The following is a 17740-nucleotide window of genomic DNA, read 5'->3' as shown; positions in this document are numbered from 1 at the left end:
TTAGCGCCGTTTCTCAAAAAAGTCCTTTAATACCTTGGAGCACTCGTCTTGCATTACACCTGTTATTACTTCAACTGGTGAACCGAGTCTGGAATCGCGCACCAGGTCATACCTAGACCCAGCTCCCCCAACCCGTTCATCAAAAGCCCCGAAAACTACCCTTGGGATACGAGCGGCAACTATCGCTCCCGCGCACATCACGCATGGTTCCAAAGTGACCACCAGGGTAAGTTCTTCTAAGCGCCACTTAGAAGATGCTTTGCCAACTCTTTGAATGGCCAAGATCTCGGCGTGAGCGGTTGGGTCTCCGGTTGCCTCGCGCTCGTTGTGTGCGGAGGAAACTAAGTTTCCATCTGGGTCAACTAACACCGCGCCAACCGGCACATCTTGGCCAGATTGGTTGGCTTCGGCCAAAGCCATTGTCATGGCCGAATCCCAAGTGTTAGTCATTTCTTATTCACTCCCTTACTCCAAGTATTCCAACACTTTGGCTCATCTTGGCACCAGCTTGCACCCACTAGATTTACTTGTATGCGCACCCACATAGCCAATCACCCGCTGGTAACTCACAAGCTCACGGTCCTTCGCGACAAGAACACTCCTTCTCCTACCTTTAGGCAGCTTGTTGAGGAATTAGTGACACTACTTACTTATGAGGCAACGAGGGAAATAAAGGTGCAGGAGATAACAATTGAGACTCCACTTACGAAAACCACCGGTGTTCACCTAAGTACTCCACTTCCATTGATTGTTCCAATCCTTCGAGCAGGACTGGGAATGCTCGATGGCATCCTAAAGTTGCTTCCAACCGCCGAAGTTGGATTTCTTGGTATCAAGCGCAATGAAGAAACTCTTGAGCCTTTCACCTACGCCGAGCGTCTTCCAGATGATCTAACCGGTCGCCAGGTATACATAATCGATCCGATGCTCGCTACCGGTGGCACCTTGATTGACTCCATCAAATATGTTTTCGATCGTGGAGCAGTAGAAGTAATTGCCATTTGTCTAATCGGATCACCCGAAGGGCTGAAGGCTGTTGAGCAAGCTGTTGGGAACAAAGACGTGACGATTGTGTTGGGTGCTTTGGATGAGAAGCTCAACGAAATCGGATACATCGTTCCAGGGCTTGGCGATGCAGGAGACCGTCTCTACGGTCTCGCTGACTAGTAATCTTTAGGTTTTTCTTGCCTGCCAACACAGCTCTCATTCAGGAAATCACCGACAAGGTTCTTGAGCAGATTGATCTTGGGAACACCACACCGATTGTTCTAATTGATGGAAGATCCAACTCTGGCAAATCGACCTTTGCAAAGTCTTTGCAAGAGAGTCTCTTCAAGCAAGGCGAGTCATTACCGAGAGTTATCCATATGGATGATCTTTATCCCGGGTGGGAAGGGTTGAGACTTGGGGCAGATTATCTGAACCGATTCATTCTTGAACCACTAACCAAAAAACAAACGGCATCGTGGCAACAGTGGGATTGGGCGCAAAACCAGCGCGGCGCCTGGATGGAATTTTCCGGAGGAACTCCATTAATAATCGAGGGGTGTGGGGCGCTGGGTCATCGCGCCTCTTCCGTTGCATTCTTGCGGATTTGGCTGGAAGCTAAAGAACCGGTTCGTCAGGCTCGTTGGTTAGAGCGTGAAGGAAATCTCGACAAGTTTGATATGTGGGCTGCCCAGGAGCTTGATTTCTATGCTCGAGAAAAATCAGCGTCACTGGCTGATTTTGTTATCGCAACCGACAACTAATGGCTCTAGGCTGCGGCTTTAGATTTGTTGTTTTTGTACCAAGACCTAATTCCCGCAACCAGGGAAGCAGCGATTACCAACACCGCAAGGATGTAAGTGGCGTCTTTGACTAGTGGAATGCTCGCGGCAAAGTAGCCGGCAAGAGATAGCCCCATTCCCCAGACCACTGCTCCAACTAGGTTGGCTGAAAAGAACTTGTAGTAATTCATTTTTCCAATGCCCGCAATAACTGGGATTAGGACTCTTGCCATTGGAATGAATCTTGCAATAACTACGGCCCACCAACCCCAGGCTTTATAGAACTTCTCAGCTTTTCCGATAGCGCTTTGAATGATCGCGCCTTGTCTTTTATCTAGGTATGGCCTGCCGAAGTGTCGACCAAGTGTGTAACCAACTTGATCTCCTAACCAAGCAAAGATTCCTATTCCAATGCTGAGAGCCCAGATGTTGATAGTTTCTGGAAAACTAGCCGCAACCAAACCTGCGGCAAATACAAGTGAGTCACCTGTAATAAAAGGTATGAAGGCCCCAATAAGTAGTCCGGTTCCTGCAAAAACCAACGCCCAAACAGCCGCAACAAAGAGAATCGGGCCGATCTGGTCATACCAGAGAGCTATTTGTTCGGTTATGGGCACCTATTAACTCTAAGGCTTGCCGTGCAAGACAATTTCCTCAAGAGGAAGCCTGGTTCGAGGAGCAATCTCTCGCTCGTAAGCAGCTCCCTCAAACACATCAGGTGATGTAACTTTGCCAATTGCTACAACTACCGCAACTTCGAATTCTGCAGATATACCAAGGCTTTCTTGGATTACCTCCGGGGTAATTCCACTCATTTGATGAGAGTGCAGGTCTAGAGATTGCGCTTGCACGGTCATTAGTGAGACAGCCAATCCTGCATCATAGAAATTCTTGGCGCTTGATGTGCCATCCTCATTTTTCTTGATTGAAATCACGATCATGGCTGAAGCAGTAGGTGCCCAGGCCTGGTTAAAGCCACCAAGTCCCGCTGTCACCTTTTCGTGAACATCAGTTCCTCGAACCGCTACTGAGAATCTCCACGGCTGGCCATTACTTGCAGAAGGGGCCCAGCGACCAGCTTCCAAAATAGAAAGCAGATCATTATCTGCAATTAGGTGGTTAGCGTCATAGGCCCTAGGGCTCCAACGCTTTTCCAATAGATCGGTAAGGGGTGCGGAAGTTTCAGGTTTTTTGTTCATTTGATTCCCAACTAAGAAAGAGTGTTTATTGTTCCCTGGTTTAGCTAATTGCTTTAGCTAACTGCTGCGTCAAGTGCTGCAAGTAGCCCATCGACGTCTGATTCTTGGGTATCCCAAGCGCACATCCAGCGAACCTGGCCTGTTGCCTGATTCCATACATAGAATCGGTAAGTTTCAAGTAATTTGTTGGTGATCTTTTCCGGCAGGATCGGGAACACAGCGTTTGCCTCAGTTGGGTTCGGGATTGTGACAAGTGAGCTCTTGGCCGCTATCGCAACAACTCCCCCGTAGAGCTTTTTCGCCATCTGGTTCGCGTGTTTTGCGTTAGCTAGAGCTAGAGCAGCTTTGTTCCCAAAAAGTGCATTTAGCTGGGCCGAGACGAAGCGCATTTTTGAAGGCAGTTGCATAGAGGTCTTTCGAAGAAATGGCATAGCCTCTGCAAGTTGTTTTCCGCGAGGAGTACTTGAGTCAATAACAACCACAGCTTCTGCACCCAAGCCGCCAATCTTAGTTCCGCCAACTGATACTAGATCTACCCCGACATCGGTGGTGAACTCTTTGAAAGACAACCCCAGAGCCGCTGCTGCATTCGAAATTCTCGCTCCATCTAGGTGAAGCAAAAGCCCATGCTTGAGGGTAACCTCGGCAATCTTTTTGATTTCTGCCGGTTTGTACAAAGTACCTAGCTCCGTGGTTTGGGTGATGGAAACAACTCCAGGTTGTGCTCTGTGAACAACACCCATGTCAAAAATCTGCGACTCGATAAGTTCGGGAGTTAGCTTTCCATCAGGGGTTGGAACAGTCCAAAGTTTTAATCCAGCCATCTTTTCTGGAGCGCCACCTTCATCGACATTGATGTGTGCAGTGTCCGCGCAGATAACTGCTTCCCACCTCTGGAGGGCCGCTTGCAACGCAACAACATTCGCGCCGGTTCCATTGAAAAGCGGAAAGCCAACAGCATTGGGGCCAAAATTTTCCAGCACAACTTTGTTGAACTTTTCTGTTTCGGTGTCATCACCATAGGCAATCTCATGACCCTCATTGACTTGGCTCATCGCCTCAAATACTGCTGGGTGAACACCTGCATAGTTATCGCTAGCAAATCCGCGCCAGATTTTTCTTGTTGTCATCTTCTGTTCGCTTCTTTCTCTAGCTATCGCTCAGGTCTGATTCTGGAATTGCCGGTGGTCTGTTCTCAAATGCGGTTGATAAAACAACAGTAGTTTGGGTCGAGCAATTTGTCTGGGCTCTAATCTTGCCCAGTAGTGCTTCCAAGTCCGCAGGCTCGGAAACATTCACCTTGACTATATAGCTTTCTTCTCCTGCAACACTCCAGCAGCCCTCAATCTCCGAAATGGATTGCAGCTGAGCTGGAATCGAATCTGGGGCTGCAGGATCAATCGGTGTCAGTGAAACAAATGAGGTCAGACTCAACCCCACTTTGCGCAAATCCAATTTGGCCTGGTAACCCAAAATCAGGCCACGAGTTTCTAGGCGCTTTATTCTTTGGTGCAGCGTTGATGTCGGTAATCCAACCTCAACAGCAAGATCTTGTAAGGAACGCTCAGAGTCCTCAGCTAAGAGAGTGAGGATTTTTCGGTCTATAGCTTCCATAAATACTTGCCGCCTTAGGCAGTAACGCCTTTTGTTGAAAGAATCACATCTTGTAAGTTGCGATTTAGAGTATCGAAGAAAACATTCAATGGGAACTCGTCGTCTAGCACTGCGTTCACCATTTCCTTGAGCTCACCCTCAACCGGAAGTGCATCCGCACCCTTGGCCCAGGTTGAAGCAGGGTGAGGTTGAACGAGGTCGCTTACAAATTCGTAAGACGCCATCCACTGAGCCACTCTAGATCTATCGATGCCATCGTGATAGAGACTTTCGACCTCGCCACAAAGGGCAACAATCTGCTCGTTGACCTTGTCCCAATCAAAGCTCAGTTTGTTGTCAGTCCACTTCAAGCCACCGTGGCGGTGTAGATAACTGAAAATGATCTGCCCACCCAGTCCGTCGTAGTTTCTAACTCGTGGACCAGTAATTGGAAAACGGAACAAACGATCAAACAAGATTGCGTAGCGAATGTACTTTCCAAGTCTTTCGCCCTGGTCATCCAATACAAATGTCTCTCTGAATGTGGACAAGTCGCAGCGCAATTCCTCTAGTGCATACATCCAAAATGGCATGCGCTGCTTGATCATGAATGGATCAAATGGTAGATCTCCCTTGGAGTGAGTGCGGTCGTGAATCAAGTCCCACAGCACATAGGTTTCTTGTGCCAGGAGCTGATCGTTGACAACTCTTTCTGCATCAGGAGGAAGAGGCAGGAATAGAAGCTGTTGGGCAGCTCTAGTGACCATGCGGAATCTGGCAGCCTCACGGTCGCAGAAGATTCCTCCCCAGTAGAACTTGGCTAGCTCCCTGGTTGCCACTGTTTCTGGGAAGAACACTGCCGAGAAGGTGTCGTAGCCAGAAGTAAAGGCCACAAATTCAATCGGAACAAACGCGCTGTTCTGGTAAACCTGCTCTTTTTCGGCAAGCCAGTCAGGCCAGAAGGTGTTGGTAATGACCGCCTCAAGGTTTCGGTTCGGGTTGCCGTTTTGGGTATACATGGCAAAAACGGCAAGGTTCTCAACGTTGTTCTCACGCTTGAGGTCAGGGCGGAATAGCTCCAAAGAGTCATAGAAATCAGGGACATTAAAGCCGCCTTCAGCCCATGCCTTGATGTCTTTTTTGACCTGAGTCAAATAGTCAATCTGGTGCGCAAATCTTGGAGTCAGCTCCGTGATTGCTTCTAACACAAGGGCAATTTGCTTTTTGGCTTCTTCGAGATCGTGTGCAGTTGAATCTATCGATCCGTCTTTGATTTGCATTGGCTTTATAGCCTCCACTGCAGCGGCAAGTTTTAGCCAGCTTGGGTCAGTCGCAGCCCAAGATGGGTCTTTTCTGGTTTGCGCTAGTGCAGCGGCTTTTCCACCAGAAACCCATGATGCGATGTTGATCCAAAAGTTTTTGTTGTCTAGCTCATCGATTGAGTCATCACCAAAAATGTCGCTGTCTGCAAGAACAACTACTCGACCTTTGCCGAAGTTAGTTGCTGCAACTAGAGCTGCCTCTGAGGGTGTTGCAGAACTTGAGCTGGTTGCAATCACGTGAGCATCAGAACCATCTTTTATTTCTAAAACTCCGGAGCGATAGAAAGCAGTTTGCTCTACTTTGAAACCAAGATCAAATTCAAATGATTTCTTCAGATCAGCAAGCACCCAGGTTGCAACACCTTTGAAGTTGTTTTCAGAATCCTGAACGGTGGCGTTTGCAATCTTGATACCGAATTGCTCAGTGAGCTCCGAAAAATTATTTCCATACTTTGGCTGTTCGGATTCTCCTAGAACCACAAGACCGCCACCGGCGTTCACAAAGTCTCTAACAGCTGAGATCTCATCGGAAGTTAGCTTCGGTGAACCCTCACCTAAGGTTTTCTCCCAATCATCATCGGATGCGTGAGGGATAACTAAAACATCAACTCCGCTCAAAGACTCTTTAGTGAAAGTTCCTGTTTCGTGAGAGCGAACTCCAAACCCCGATGCTTCAGCTGAGAGCACTAACTTTGAGTATCCAGAATCTTGAGGGTTGCCAGGGTTTAGCTCCTTGGCCTTCTCGGCATCAATGCTCCAAGCCTGACGGTGAGACTGGTCGATGAGAATTTGGGTCGCTTTTTGCATTCCGGAGACTTCCTTTGAATAAATTCCTGATTTGAATCAAAATACCAGATTTTTTACTCAAATAGGAAGGGATTTATGTCGAATACACCGATAACTAAGGGATTTACGGCAGATTAGCTGGCTGCGGGCTGTTTAGCCTCGTACTTTTGACCAGCTAGCCAGCTTCCGATCAAAACCAGAGGAAGTCCTATCAGAAGGCCTGGGGTAATTGGCTCGCTCAGGAACACGACTCCAAGAAGCAGTGCCACCAGAGTGTTGATGTAAACAATCAGTGTCGCCCTCGGGGCACCTATTTCCTTTATGAGCGCAAAGAAGAGCACAAAAGCCAGGGCGGAACAAATGGCACCCAAGCCCAGAAGCGCCAACCAGGAATCAAGGCTTGGAGAATTTGCTATCTCCAGAGGTAACTGGGTACCTGCCGGAATTAAATAGGCAAGAGCTACGAAAACCATGGACAGGCTTACAACTCCAGTGGTCGGCACAAACCCAATCTTGTAAGAAATAACAGCAGGTGCAATCGCGTAGCCAATGGATCCAAGGATGACAGCGCCGACCCAGATTGGATCCACAATTCCCTGGAGTGAGTCGATACCTACCAGTGCGACAACTCCAGCGAATCCAACAACCATTCCAATTAGGGTCTTAGGGTTTCTGATCGACTTGTCACCTAGGAGGCTGGCGACAACAACACCAAACATAGGAACTGTTGCAATTAGCAAAGCGGTAAGGCCAGAAGAGATGTGTCTACCAGCCTCAGTGATTAGCCACCATGGAATAACCATTTCCATGACTGCAAAGAATAAAACCCATTTCCAGTGCTTGAGCGCAATCTTTAGGGCACCGGAGTTCAGAGCCAGCGGGACCATAATGGCAGCCCCAATTAGTACGCGGATGAAGATGATTGAGTAGCTCGAAAAATCCTCAAGCGCTATTTGAATAAAGAAGTAAGGCAGTCCCCAGGCTAGCCCGGTCGCCAAAAACAACAAGAGGGCTTTGCGGGACATGCAATAAGCCTAGCTGCTTGGTTACTGTTCGGAGCGCTTGATCATTCGCGTTAGGAACTCTTTAGTCCTAGGCTCCTTGGGGTTGTCGAAGAAATCTTTAGCTTCACCCTGTTCCAGAATTTTTCCCTTTTCTAGGAAAATCACCCAGTCGGCAACTTCTCTTGCAAAAGAGAGCTCGTGGGTTGCCATCAAGATGGTAGTTCCAGATGCCTTTAGGTCTTTAATCAATGACAGCACTTCCCCAACCAGCTCTGGGTCTAGCGCGCTAGTTACCTCATCAAGCAACAAAACCTTGGGCTCCATGGCAATAGCTCGGACAATTGCGGTGCGCTGTTGCTGTCCCCCGGAAAGTTTGTCTGGGTAAGAGTCCGCTTTATCAGCAAGACCAATTCTCTCTAGCCAAGTAAGAGCTTTCTTCTTAGCTTCTTCCTTCGGCATCTTCTTGACGTGTATCAAAGCCAGAGTGATGTTTTCCAAAATTGAAAGATGCCCAAATAAGTTAAAGGACTGAAAAACTAGTCCAATCTGTTCGCGAACTTTGTCTTGGTCAACATCGGGCTCGGAGATCTCAACGCCTTCTAGGAAGATCTGTCCATCGAGAATGTCCTCCAGTAAATTCACACACCGCAACACCGTTGACTTTCCAGATCCAGAAGAGCCAATCACAGCAACAATCTGGCCTGGAAACACCTCAAGGTCCACTCCATCAAGTACTACCTTTGTGTCGTAGTTCTTTTTGAGGTTGACTACCTTGAGTCTTGGCTTAGTCCAATCGATCACAGTGCGTTACCTGCCTGTTCACGTTCGGAATACTTCCTTTGAATTCGATCAGCTAGCCTCACTGTTGGAATCGCTAGCAAGACAAACAGTAAGCCAGCAACAACATAAGGAGTAAAGTTTGCAAACTTTGCGACTTCAATCTGAGCACCACGAACAGCGTCAATTGCACCAAGTACGGATATCAATCCAACGTCTTTCTGCAAGGCAACAAAGTCATTCATCAGAGGAGGGACAACTTTTCGAATAGCCTGCGGCAAAATAACTAACCTCATCGACTTTGGATAGCTAAGACCTAGAGATCTTGCCGCCATGCGCTGCGATGGGTGAACGGCTTCGATTCCGGCTCTGAATACTTCGGATACATAGGCGCTATAGGTAAGTGTCAGTGCGATGATGCCTAGAATCTCGGAAGGAATGCGTCCAAGAAATTCCAACCTCAGCCCTGGGATTCCAAATCCAACTAGGTACAAAACAATAATCAGTGGCAGACCTCGAAATAGGTCAACATACCCTTGAGATAAAACTCTGAGTGGGAAAAACACGGGGTTTTTTAGCGTTCTAAAGATTGCCAACAAGAGACCAAAAACCAACACGAGAATTGCCGCTGCAACTAGAACTCGAAGATTTAGTAGCAACCCGTCAAAAACTCTTGGAAAAGCGGCAACCGCTACATCCCAATCAAAAAAGAACCCTTGGACTCTTTCCCAACCCGGTGTTGCCAACAACCCAAACCAAACCAGAGCTGCGAACGCCAGAGTCGAAAGTAGTGAAACCGCAATTGATTTCTGCTTACGCTTGGCTCGCCAAACCCGGCGGCGACGTTCCGCTTCTGATGGGTTCGAATCTGACATAGCTCCCCTATTAGAAAAGGGGGTGGTTTCCCACCCCCTTAACAATTTACTGCCTTACTTTAGAACTGGCGCACTGGTGTCAGTTAGCCACTTCTTCTCTAGCTCTGCAAGTTTTCCGTTGTCACGCAGTGCCTTGATGGCTGCGTTAACGGCTGCAGTTAGAGCTGAGCCCTTGTCTAGTACTAGACCAAAGCTGTCTCCACCTTCGGCTCCAGCAATCTGTCCAAGAATCTTGCCGTCGGTTAGATCACAGCAGGTTAGGTACAGTGCGGTTGGAAGGTCAACAACAAGTGCGTCAAGCTGTCCGCTCTGAAGCGCTGCCTTTGCGTCGTCGTTGGAGTTGAATGCCTGAGCTCCAGCGGTTGGAGTAATAAACTCCTCAATCGCTGTGAAGCTGGTGGTAGCTGAAGCTGCACCAACAAGCAGTTCCTTTAGATCTGCAAGTGAGGCGGCGTTCTCAGCGGCCGATCCAGCAACTGTGATAACTGTCTGAGTAGTTGTGTAGTAAGGGTCTGAGAAGTCAACATTCGCCTTGCGCTCTTCAGTAATGGTGTACTGCTGCAAGTTGAAGTCGAAGTTCTTAGCTCCTGGAGCAATTGCCTCGTCGAATGTGGTGCGAACCCATACAACGTCCTCAGCTGCAAAGCCAAGCTCAGCTGCGATTGCGTAAGCAACTGCTGCCTCAAAGCCCTCGCCTGATTCAGGTGCATCTCCAACTACCCATGGCTCATAGGCTGGTAGGCCAGTTCCGATGGTTAGCTTGCCTGGAGTGATGGTGGTGATTGCTGATTCATCTGTTGCTGCGGTGTCTGCAGGTGCGCAACCAGTTAGGGCAAATGCCACAATGGCTGCTGCTGCAATTCCCGACCTTATGCGGGATAGTGTGCTCTTTCTTGACATGATTTGTATCTCTTTCTGTTTTTGCCGGAGGCCGACTTGGTTGGATATGAAGGTATTTACTTGATTTGTTGTGTTGGAAATTTGCGGAGCTTTACCCCCGCGGCTTAGTTCACCGTTGAAAAAACGCAGAAACCAAGCGTCTAGAGCATTCGCTCCATAGACGCCATAGACATACCCATTGCACAAACGGCAGATAGCGAAGAACGCAATTCTGTCATCTCGGGTACCTCTCTAGTTTGGTTAGTAATGAAAATCATAGTGGCATATTTCTAGGTCTACAAAATCCAATGCCGTGCAAGTTTGTCCTGCCCGGTGCCAGTAATCGGCCTGCCGTATGGGTCTTCTTGAAGATAGGCTTGAATCCAATGACGGGGAGTTGTTTTGAGTAATCAGGTTCGAGTTTCCTTTGAGGTCTACCCTCCCAGGGACCAAAACTCTGGCGAGAGCCTAGAAACCTCCATAATCGAGCTCGCCAAAATGGACCCGACCTTTATATCGGTGACCTTTGGGGCCGGGGGCTCTTCGACCAAGAATTCCCTAGAAGTTTTGAAGTTCATCCTCAAAAACACCCAAGCAGCGGCTTTGGCGCACCTAACATGCGTTGGCCATAGCTTTTTGGAAACTAAGGCGTTGGTCAATCAATTTATGGATGAGGGAATCACTGACTTTCTAGCCCTAAGAGGAGATCCCCAGCCTGGGATGCCACTCGAGCCTAAAGGTGAGCTAAAGACTTCTTCCGAGCTAGTGCAATTGATTTCTCAGGTTCACAAAGAACGTGGAAATAGCAGATCCGAGCTCAATGTCGCGGTAGCAACATTTCCTAACGGTCATCCCGACTCTGACAGCATCAGTCAAGACATCCAAGCCCTGCTAGCTAAGCAAAACGCAGGAGCAGATTATGCCATCACCCAGGTTTTCTTCTTTGCTGCAGATTACGTGAGGTTTGTGAAGCTAGCCAAAGACGCTGGAGTCACAATCCCGATTTTGCCGGGCATCATGCCGGTCACGTCTATGCAACGCCTGAATCGAGTGATTGAGCTAACCGGTGAGAAAAACCCAGAAGGCTTAGCCAAACTCCTTGGTGTCACCTCCAAAGATGATGCCAAGCTGGCAGGAATTGACTGGGCAGCTAATCTTGTATCAGAGCTAGTTGATGAAGGTGCGCCCGGGGTGCACCTTTACGCATTCAACCAACACGAAAGCGTCACTCAGGTTCTCCAAAGAGCAGGAATTCGTTAATGCACTCCATTAAATCAATGGCCTTTGCGCCAAGAGCGCAAGCGCTTCTTGACGCACTCGCCACCCGCGTGGTGATTGCCGATGGTGCGATGGGTACTGAGTTACAGGAGCGTAAACCTACGCTTGAGGATTTCCAGAACTTAGAAGGTTGTAATGAGATTCTCAATGTCACAAGACCCGACATAGTAAAGAGCGTTCACGACGCCTATTTTGAAGCCGGGATCGATTGCATCGAGTCCAATACCTTTGGAGCAAACTGGTCAAACCTATCCGACTACGGAATCGAAGATCGAATTGAAGAGCTAGCTGAAGTTGGGGCAAGAATTGCTCGTCAGTCCGCAGATGGTTTTAGTGAGAAAGACTCCAGGCCGCGCTGGGTTTTGGGTTCGATGGGACCTGGAACAAAGCTTCCAAGCTTGGGCCACGTTGACTACGCGTTTCTGAGAGATACCTTCAAAGAACAAGCTGTTGGACTAATCAAGGGGGGCTCCGATGCTTTCCTAGTCGAGACCTCGCAGGACCTACTCCAAACCAAAGCGGCCATTAATGGCTGCCGGTTGGCGATAGTTGAAACCGGCACCAGGCTGCCAATCTTTGTTGAAGTAACTGTTGAAACCACTGGAACCATGCTTATGGGTTCAGAAATTGGTGCGGCACTTACCGCAATCGAACCACTTGGTGTGGACATGATCGGTTTGAACTGTGCAACGGGACCCACCGAAATGAGTGAGCACCTTCGTCAGCTTTCGAAGCACTCCAGAGTTCCAATCATGGTTATGCCAAACGCAGGTCTTCCGGTTCTAACTGCCACTGGTGCCAGCTACCCACTGGGACCTGAAGAGTTGGCAACTGCTCACGAGCAGTTTGTAAAAGAATTCGGCTTGGCAATGATTGGTGGGTGTTGTGGCACAACGCCTGCTCACTTGAAGGCGGTTGTTGACCGACTCGGTCAATTAAGCACTCACTCAAGAACCATCGAGATTGAGCCGGGTGTTGCAAGTTTGTACCAGCATGTTCCTCTGACTCAAGACAATACCTATCTTGCAATTGGTGAAAGAACTAATGCCAATGGTTCTAGAGCATTCAAGCAAGCAATGCTTGATGAAAGATGGGATGACTGCGTCGACATCGCGCGCAAGCAAGTTCGCGATGGCGCTCATTTGCTGGATGTCTCTGTTGACTATGTTGGCCGAGACGGTGTCGCCGACATGCGAACCCTGGTTTCAAAACTAGCCAGCGCTTCAACATTGCCACTTGTTATTGACTCGACTGAGCCAGCGGTTATTCAAGCAGGTCTGGAACTAATCGGTGGAAGACCTGTTGTGAACTCGGTGAACTTCGAAGACGGCGATGGGCCAAATTCTCGCTTTGCCAAGATCATGCCACTAGTAAAAGAACACGGTGCAGCCGTGATTGCGCTAACCATTGACGAGCAGGGTCAGGCCAGAAACCAAGCCGACAAGGTTCGTATCGCTTCCAGGTTGATTGACGACCTTGTTTCCAAATGGGACATGAGAGTTGAAGACATAATCGTCGATGCCCTTACTTTCCCGATAGCCACTGGGCAGGAAGAAACTCGTCGAGACGGCCTGGAAACCATTGCCGCCATCAAAGAAATCACCACCAAGTACCCAGGCATTCACACCACCCTAGGTGTCTCCAACGTTTCCTTCGGATTGAACCCGGCGGCTAGATCGGTCCTGAACTCGGTTTTCCTGCACGAAGCTACCCAGGCAGGACTCGATTCCGCCATAATCGACGCCGCCAAGATTGTTCCACTGGCGGACATGCCAGAGGATCGACTAAAGGTCGCTCTTGATTTGATTTACGACCGCCGCGAATACGACGCGGACGGCAATCTCACTTATGACCCGTTATCTGCCATGTTGGATCTATTCGATGGTGTTGACTCCGCATCGATTCGCGATGCTCGCGCAGCTGAGCTAGCAGCATTGCCAGTCAACCAAAGACTTGAGAGACGAATCATCGATGGGGACTCCAAGGGTCTAGAAGACGATCTCGAACTGTCAAGATCTGAAGGAAACAAGCCGCTTGCAATCATCAACGACTACCTGCTTGCTGGGATGCAAATTGTTGGGCAGCGCTTTGGTGCCGGCGAGATGCAGCTACCTTTTGTTTTGCAATCTGCCGAAGTTATGAAATCAGCCGTCGCTCTTCTAGAGCCATACATGGAAAAAAGTGAAGCTGCCGGCAAGGGAAAGATTGTCCTAGCCACAGTTCGAGGCGACGTTCACGACATTGGCAAAAACCTCGTTGACATTATCTTGACAAACAACGGCTATGACGTGGTGAACATCGGTATCAAGCAGCAGGTTGCTGACATCATAAAGGCCGCTGAAGAGCACAATGCGGATGTAATCGGTATGAGTGGTCTACTTGTGAAATCAACCGTTGTTATGCGTGAGAATCTTGTCGAACTTGGGTCACGAGGACTTGCCAAGAAGTGGCCAATCATTCTGGGCGGCGCTGCCTTGACCAGATCTTTTGTTGAAGACGACTTAGCTGGCGAGTTTGATGGAACGGTGCGATACGCCAAAGACGCTTTTGAAGGACTCGATCTGATGGAGCCGCTGGTTGCAATTGCCCGCGGCGCCGATGCCGAATCAGTTGGTTTGAAGCCGCTAAAAAAGAGAATTCATGCTCAGAGCAAGTTGGTTCTAACTGAACCTGAAAACATGCCATCACGGTCAGATGTAGCTAGCGATAACCCTGTTCCAACACCTCCTTTCTGGGGAACCAGAATTGTGAAGGGTATCGCGCTTGCCGACTTCTCTTCTTACTTGGACGAGCGTGCAACATTCATGGGCCAATGGGGACTAAAGCCCACCCGAGGTGATGGTCCAGGTTACGAGGAGCTAGTTAGAACCGAAGGAAGACCGAGGCTTAGATATTGGTTAGATCGCATTCTCTCTGAGGCAATTGCTGACGCATCGGTTGTTTACGGATACTTCCCTGCGGTTTCAGAAGGCGAAGATCTAATTGTTTTGCACCACGATAACGATCCATCCGGACAAGTTGGCAAAGCTGGTTTACTTGCACCCGATGGCGGATCGGGCGGAGCTATCGGCACTGACCGAATGAGATTTAGCTTCCCAAGACAAAGAAGAGATGGCCACCTTTGCCTATCCGATTACATTCGCTCCAGAGCATCAGGTGAGATCGACGTGTTTGGGGTTCAGCTTGTGACCTTTGGTTCTGCTGTGGAAAAAGTTACCAAAGTGCTTTTCGAAGACAACAGCTACCGCGACTACATGGAGCTAAATGGTTTGGCGATGCAGCTCACCGAGGCCTTGGCCGAGTACTGGCACTCTCGAATTAGAGCTGAGCTTGGTTTTGCCAATGAAGAACCAGAAGACATGCAGGGATACTTCGACCTAAAGTATCGCGGTGCTAGGTTCTCACTTGGTTACCCAGCATGTCCTGAAATGGAAGATCGCAAAAAAGTAGTTGAGCTACTGATGCCTGAGCGAGTTGGAGTCAGCCTGTCTGAAGAATTACAGCTTCACCCAGAGCAGTCAACCGATGCTTTTGTATTCCATCACCCTGAGGCTAAATACTTCTCCGTATAGCTTTTATCTAGTGAAGCTTCTTTTTCTCGATCTTGGTTCCCTCAACGTCTACGTCTGGCAAAGCCTTGTCTAGCAACTTTGGAATCCACCAAGCAGACTTGTCAAGAATTGTCATTGCCGCAGGAACCAGAATGAGCCTGACTAAGAAGGCGTCAATCAAAACACCGATTGCTAAACCAAAGCCAATGGGACGGATTGTTGCAAGGTGCGAGAAGGCGAACCCACCAAAGACTGTGACCATGATCAGCGCTGCCGCAACCACCACTCCCCTGCTTTGGTGAATTCCGTAGTTGATTGCATCCTTTGGCTTCTTGCCGTGAGTAAAGGCCTCTCTCATTCCTGAAACCAGGAAGAGCTGATAATCCATAGCCAGACCAAAAATTATTCCGATTAGGAATATCGGCAAGAAGCTAAGGATTGGACCAGGGCTTGTCACACCCAGCAGCTCTGATAGCCAACCCCACTGGTAAACCGCCACAACCGCTCCAAGGGTTGCCGTAACGGTAAGTAGGAAACCGGCAGCGGCAAGAATCGGTACTAGTATCGAGCGGAATACCAGCATCAAAAGCAGAAGCGATAGCACTATGACAGTTGACAGATAAAGAGGTAGCACATCAGAGATCTTGTCTGAAACGTCGATGTTGGTTGCGGTGAGTCCTATTGCACCAATCTTGCCGTCGTACTTATCCTCGACCATCTGGTTGAGATCACGAATTTCATAGACAACTTGCTCAGTTTCAACGCTCGATGGTCCACCGGTTGGCACAACCTGGAACAAGAAAGTCTTCTTGTCATCCGACACTGCAGCCGGTACGGCGGCAGTTACGTTCTCAAGCCCAGCTAGCGCAGAAGCCATCTCAGCCTGCAAAGTAAGAGTGTCTTGCTCGGCCACCGGTTCGTTTAATTCCAAAACAGTTGTAATCTGACCGTTGAAGCCAGGTCCAAAAGCTTCGCTAACTAAGGTGTATGACTTGTATGCGCTCGAGTCTGTTGGCTCGGAACCACCATCTGGCAACCCAAGTCGCATATCCGATAGCGGGATGGCCATGATTACAAGAACAGAAATTGTTGCGGCTAGCGCAAGCCAAGGGTTCTTGGTAGCCCAAACAGGAGCTTTAGAGGTTTTGACCGTAGCGGCTTTCTTGCGCTTTGCAGCGGTTGAAATGCTAGCTCGTTCCTTCTTGGTGAGAATGCGATCACCAATCAATGACAATGCAGCTGGGGTAACAGTGAGTGCAATAAGTACTGCGACAACAATCGCAATTGCACCCATTGATCCCATCAGGCCAACAAAACCAATTCCAGTTAGGTTCAACGCAACAAGCGCGATGACAACTGTCACTCCAGCAAAGAGGACAGCGTTTCCGCTGGTTCCATTTGCAATAGCGATTGATTCCTTTAGCTTCGCGCCAGATTTAAGCTGCCTGCGGTGACGGTTGACGATAAAGAGGCTGTAGTCGATACCTACCGCCAGACCCAGCATCACCCCCAAGATAGGAGTGGTCGAAGTCATTTCAATTTGAGAAGCCAAAGCCAAGGTAATTGATGCCGAAATTCCAACTCCAACGATTGCAGAGAAAATTGGTAGCGAGACACCAATGAACGTGCCAAGTAAAACAAACAGCACAATTGCAGCGCTAATTAGGCCAACAATTTCTCCAACACCCAAAATGTCGCCAAATGACTGAGTCAGCTCTTGTGAGAACTCCACTTCAATTCCATTTAGGTCGGCTTCTTCCAGATACTTAACAACTGATTCTCGGGTGCCAGCTTCTAGCTCGGTGCCTCTTTTATCGAATCGAATAGTTGCCAACGCAACAGTTTCGTCATTGGAAACGGTTGTGAAGTTTGCTGAGGCGTCAATTAGCTTCTGGGCAGACTCAAGATCTTTTCTGCCCTCTTCTAATTCCAATTTTCCAGCAGCGACTTCTTCTACCGCAGCTGCGAGTTCTAGTTCAGCTTTTTCAAGCTCAGCGGTGGAAGCATTTGCAATAGCTTCCTGTTTAGCAAGTTCGGCTAATCCAGCTTCTACTTGAGCTTTTGTTCCAAGTAGTTGAGCGGTCGGCGAAGCACCCGCATCGGTGTATTGCTTGATGCCTGCGTTGACTAGAGATAAGTTCGCTGTTAGCTCTTGTCTTGTTTTCGCGATTTCAGCCAGGCCGCCAGCGAGTTGCGTTTTGCCAGCGTCTACTTCTTGCTGGCCAGCGGCGAGCTCGAGTACTGCCTGATCAACTTTTGCCTGGGCATCAAGGAGTTCCTTACTACCGTCAGCTAAATCTGCAGCACTTTGATCGATTTGTACTTGAACGTCGAAGGGGTTAATGGCTTCAGCAATTCCCGGGAGTTTCTCTGTGCCATTTAGCGCGAGGGTAATTGCATCAATATCTTCTTGGTTAAACACACCATCAGGCTTATGAAAGACAATTTGCCCTGATCCTCGGGATGCATCTGGAAAAGTCTCTTGAAGCTCATCCACAACCTGTTGTGAGGGAACGCCGTCGATTGAGATGCTGGTGGTTAGTTTTCCACCTAAGGAAAGTGCTAGCCCAGCAGTGATACCAAGGATGACAATCCAAGAGACAATTACTTGCCAGGCGCGACGAGCCGAAAACAATCCAAGCTTGTAAAGCAAAATAGCCAAGTGCAACTCCATTTGTTAGAAAGCCAACCCGAGAGCGTTATTGAT

General features: G+C 48.8%; 15 protein-coding genes. 4 read left to right on the top strand and 11 right to left on the bottom strand.

What is annotated here, in order from left to right; translation table 11 throughout:
• The gene (locus AC9UCN_RS01550; protein WP_509523114.1) at positions 1-450 is read right to left on the bottom strand and encodes a nucleoside deaminase; all 450 of its coding nucleotides are present in this window, start codon (positions 448-450) and stop codon (positions 1-3) included.
• Positions 451-531: 81 nt separating this feature from the next.
• Between AC9UCN_RS01550 and upp the strand changes: the two genes are divergently transcribed.
• Positions 532-1167: a uracil phosphoribosyltransferase gene (upp, locus tag AC9UCN_RS01545; protein WP_509523113.1), complete on the top strand. Its 636-nt coding sequence runs from the start codon at positions 532-534 to the stop codon at positions 1165-1167.
• Positions 1168-1184: 17 nt separating this feature from the next.
• Positions 1185-1751, top strand: a complete 567-nt coding sequence (locus AC9UCN_RS01540; protein ID WP_509523112.1) for a nucleoside/nucleotide kinase family protein — start codon at positions 1185-1187, stop codon at positions 1749-1751.
• Between the two features lie 5 nt (positions 1752-1756).
• On the opposite strand, the gene AC9UCN_RS01535 is transcribed toward AC9UCN_RS01540, so the two are convergent.
• The 9 genes from AC9UCN_RS01535 to AC9UCN_RS01495 form a co-directional block, all read right to left on the bottom strand.
• Entirely contained in the window at positions 1757-2386 is a 630-nt protein-coding gene (locus AC9UCN_RS01535; protein ID WP_509523111.1) for a DedA family protein, read from the bottom strand.
• Between the two features lie 9 nt (positions 2387-2395).
• Positions 2396-2968 (bottom strand): nitroreductase family protein, encoded by a 573-nt coding sequence (locus tag AC9UCN_RS01530; RefSeq protein WP_509523110.1) that lies wholly within the window; start codon positions 2966-2968, stop codon positions 2396-2398.
• A gap of 53 nt (positions 2969-3021) precedes the next feature.
• Entirely contained in the window at positions 3022-4098 is a 1077-nt protein-coding gene (locus AC9UCN_RS01525; RefSeq protein ID WP_509523109.1) for a threonine aldolase family protein, read from the bottom strand.
• 19 nt (positions 4099-4117) lie between these two features.
• Positions 4118-4582 carry an Lrp/AsnC family transcriptional regulator gene (locus AC9UCN_RS01520; protein WP_509523108.1) on the bottom strand — a complete coding sequence of 155 codons (465 nt, stop codon included), beginning with the start codon at positions 4580-4582 and terminating at the stop codon, positions 4118-4120.
• Positions 4583-4596: 14 nt separating this feature from the next.
• Positions 4597-6690 carry a DUF6421 family protein gene (locus AC9UCN_RS01515; RefSeq protein ID WP_509523107.1) on the bottom strand — a complete coding sequence of 698 codons (2094 nt, stop codon included), beginning with the start codon at positions 6688-6690 and terminating at the stop codon, positions 4597-4599.
• 113 nt (positions 6691-6803) lie between these two features.
• The gene (locus AC9UCN_RS01510; protein WP_509523106.1) at positions 6804-7694 is read right to left on the bottom strand and encodes a DMT family transporter; all 891 of its coding nucleotides are present in this window, start codon (positions 7692-7694) and stop codon (positions 6804-6806) included.
• 21 nt (positions 7695-7715) lie between these two features.
• Entirely contained in the window at positions 7716-8474 is a 759-nt protein-coding gene (locus AC9UCN_RS01505) for an amino acid ABC transporter ATP-binding protein (protein ID WP_509523104.1), read from the bottom strand.
• Positions 8471-9325, bottom strand: coding sequence for an amino acid ABC transporter permease (locus AC9UCN_RS01500; protein WP_509523103.1), 855 nt, complete (start codon positions 9323-9325; stop codon positions 8471-8473). The genes AC9UCN_RS01505 and AC9UCN_RS01500 overlap by 4 nt, the downstream gene beginning before the upstream one ends.
• A gap of 54 nt (positions 9326-9379) precedes the next feature.
• Complete coding sequence (locus AC9UCN_RS01495) at positions 9380-10225, bottom strand: ABC transporter substrate-binding protein (protein ID WP_509523101.1); 846 nt, start codon at positions 10223-10225, stop codon at positions 9380-9382.
• 381 nt (positions 10226-10606) lie between these two features.
• Between AC9UCN_RS01495 and AC9UCN_RS01490 the strand changes: the two genes are divergently transcribed.
• A complete protein-coding gene (locus tag AC9UCN_RS01490; protein ID WP_509523100.1) occupies positions 10607-11464 on the top strand; it encodes a methylenetetrahydrofolate reductase in 858 nt (285 codons plus the stop codon).
• Positions 11464-15054 (top strand): methionine synthase, encoded by a 3591-nt coding sequence (metH, locus tag AC9UCN_RS01485; protein ID WP_509523099.1) that lies wholly within the window; start codon positions 11464-11466, stop codon positions 15052-15054. Before AC9UCN_RS01490 ends, metH begins: the two co-directional genes overlap by 1 nt.
• 7 nt (positions 15055-15061) lie before the next feature.
• On the opposite strand, the gene AC9UCN_RS01480 is transcribed toward metH, so the two are convergent.
• Positions 15062-17707, bottom strand: coding sequence for an MMPL family transporter (locus AC9UCN_RS01480; RefSeq protein ID WP_509523098.1), 2646 nt, complete (start codon positions 17705-17707; stop codon positions 15062-15064).
• Between the last annotated feature and the right edge of the window lie 33 nt (positions 17708-17740).

This window comes from Rhodoluna sp. (genome assembly GCF_036721215.1).
Classification (GTDB): Bacteria; Actinomycetota; Actinomycetes; order Actinomycetales; family Microbacteriaceae; genus Rhodoluna.
The sequence above is the reverse complement of the archived record's forward strand: the minus strand, read 5'-3'. Positions and strand labels throughout refer to the sequence as shown.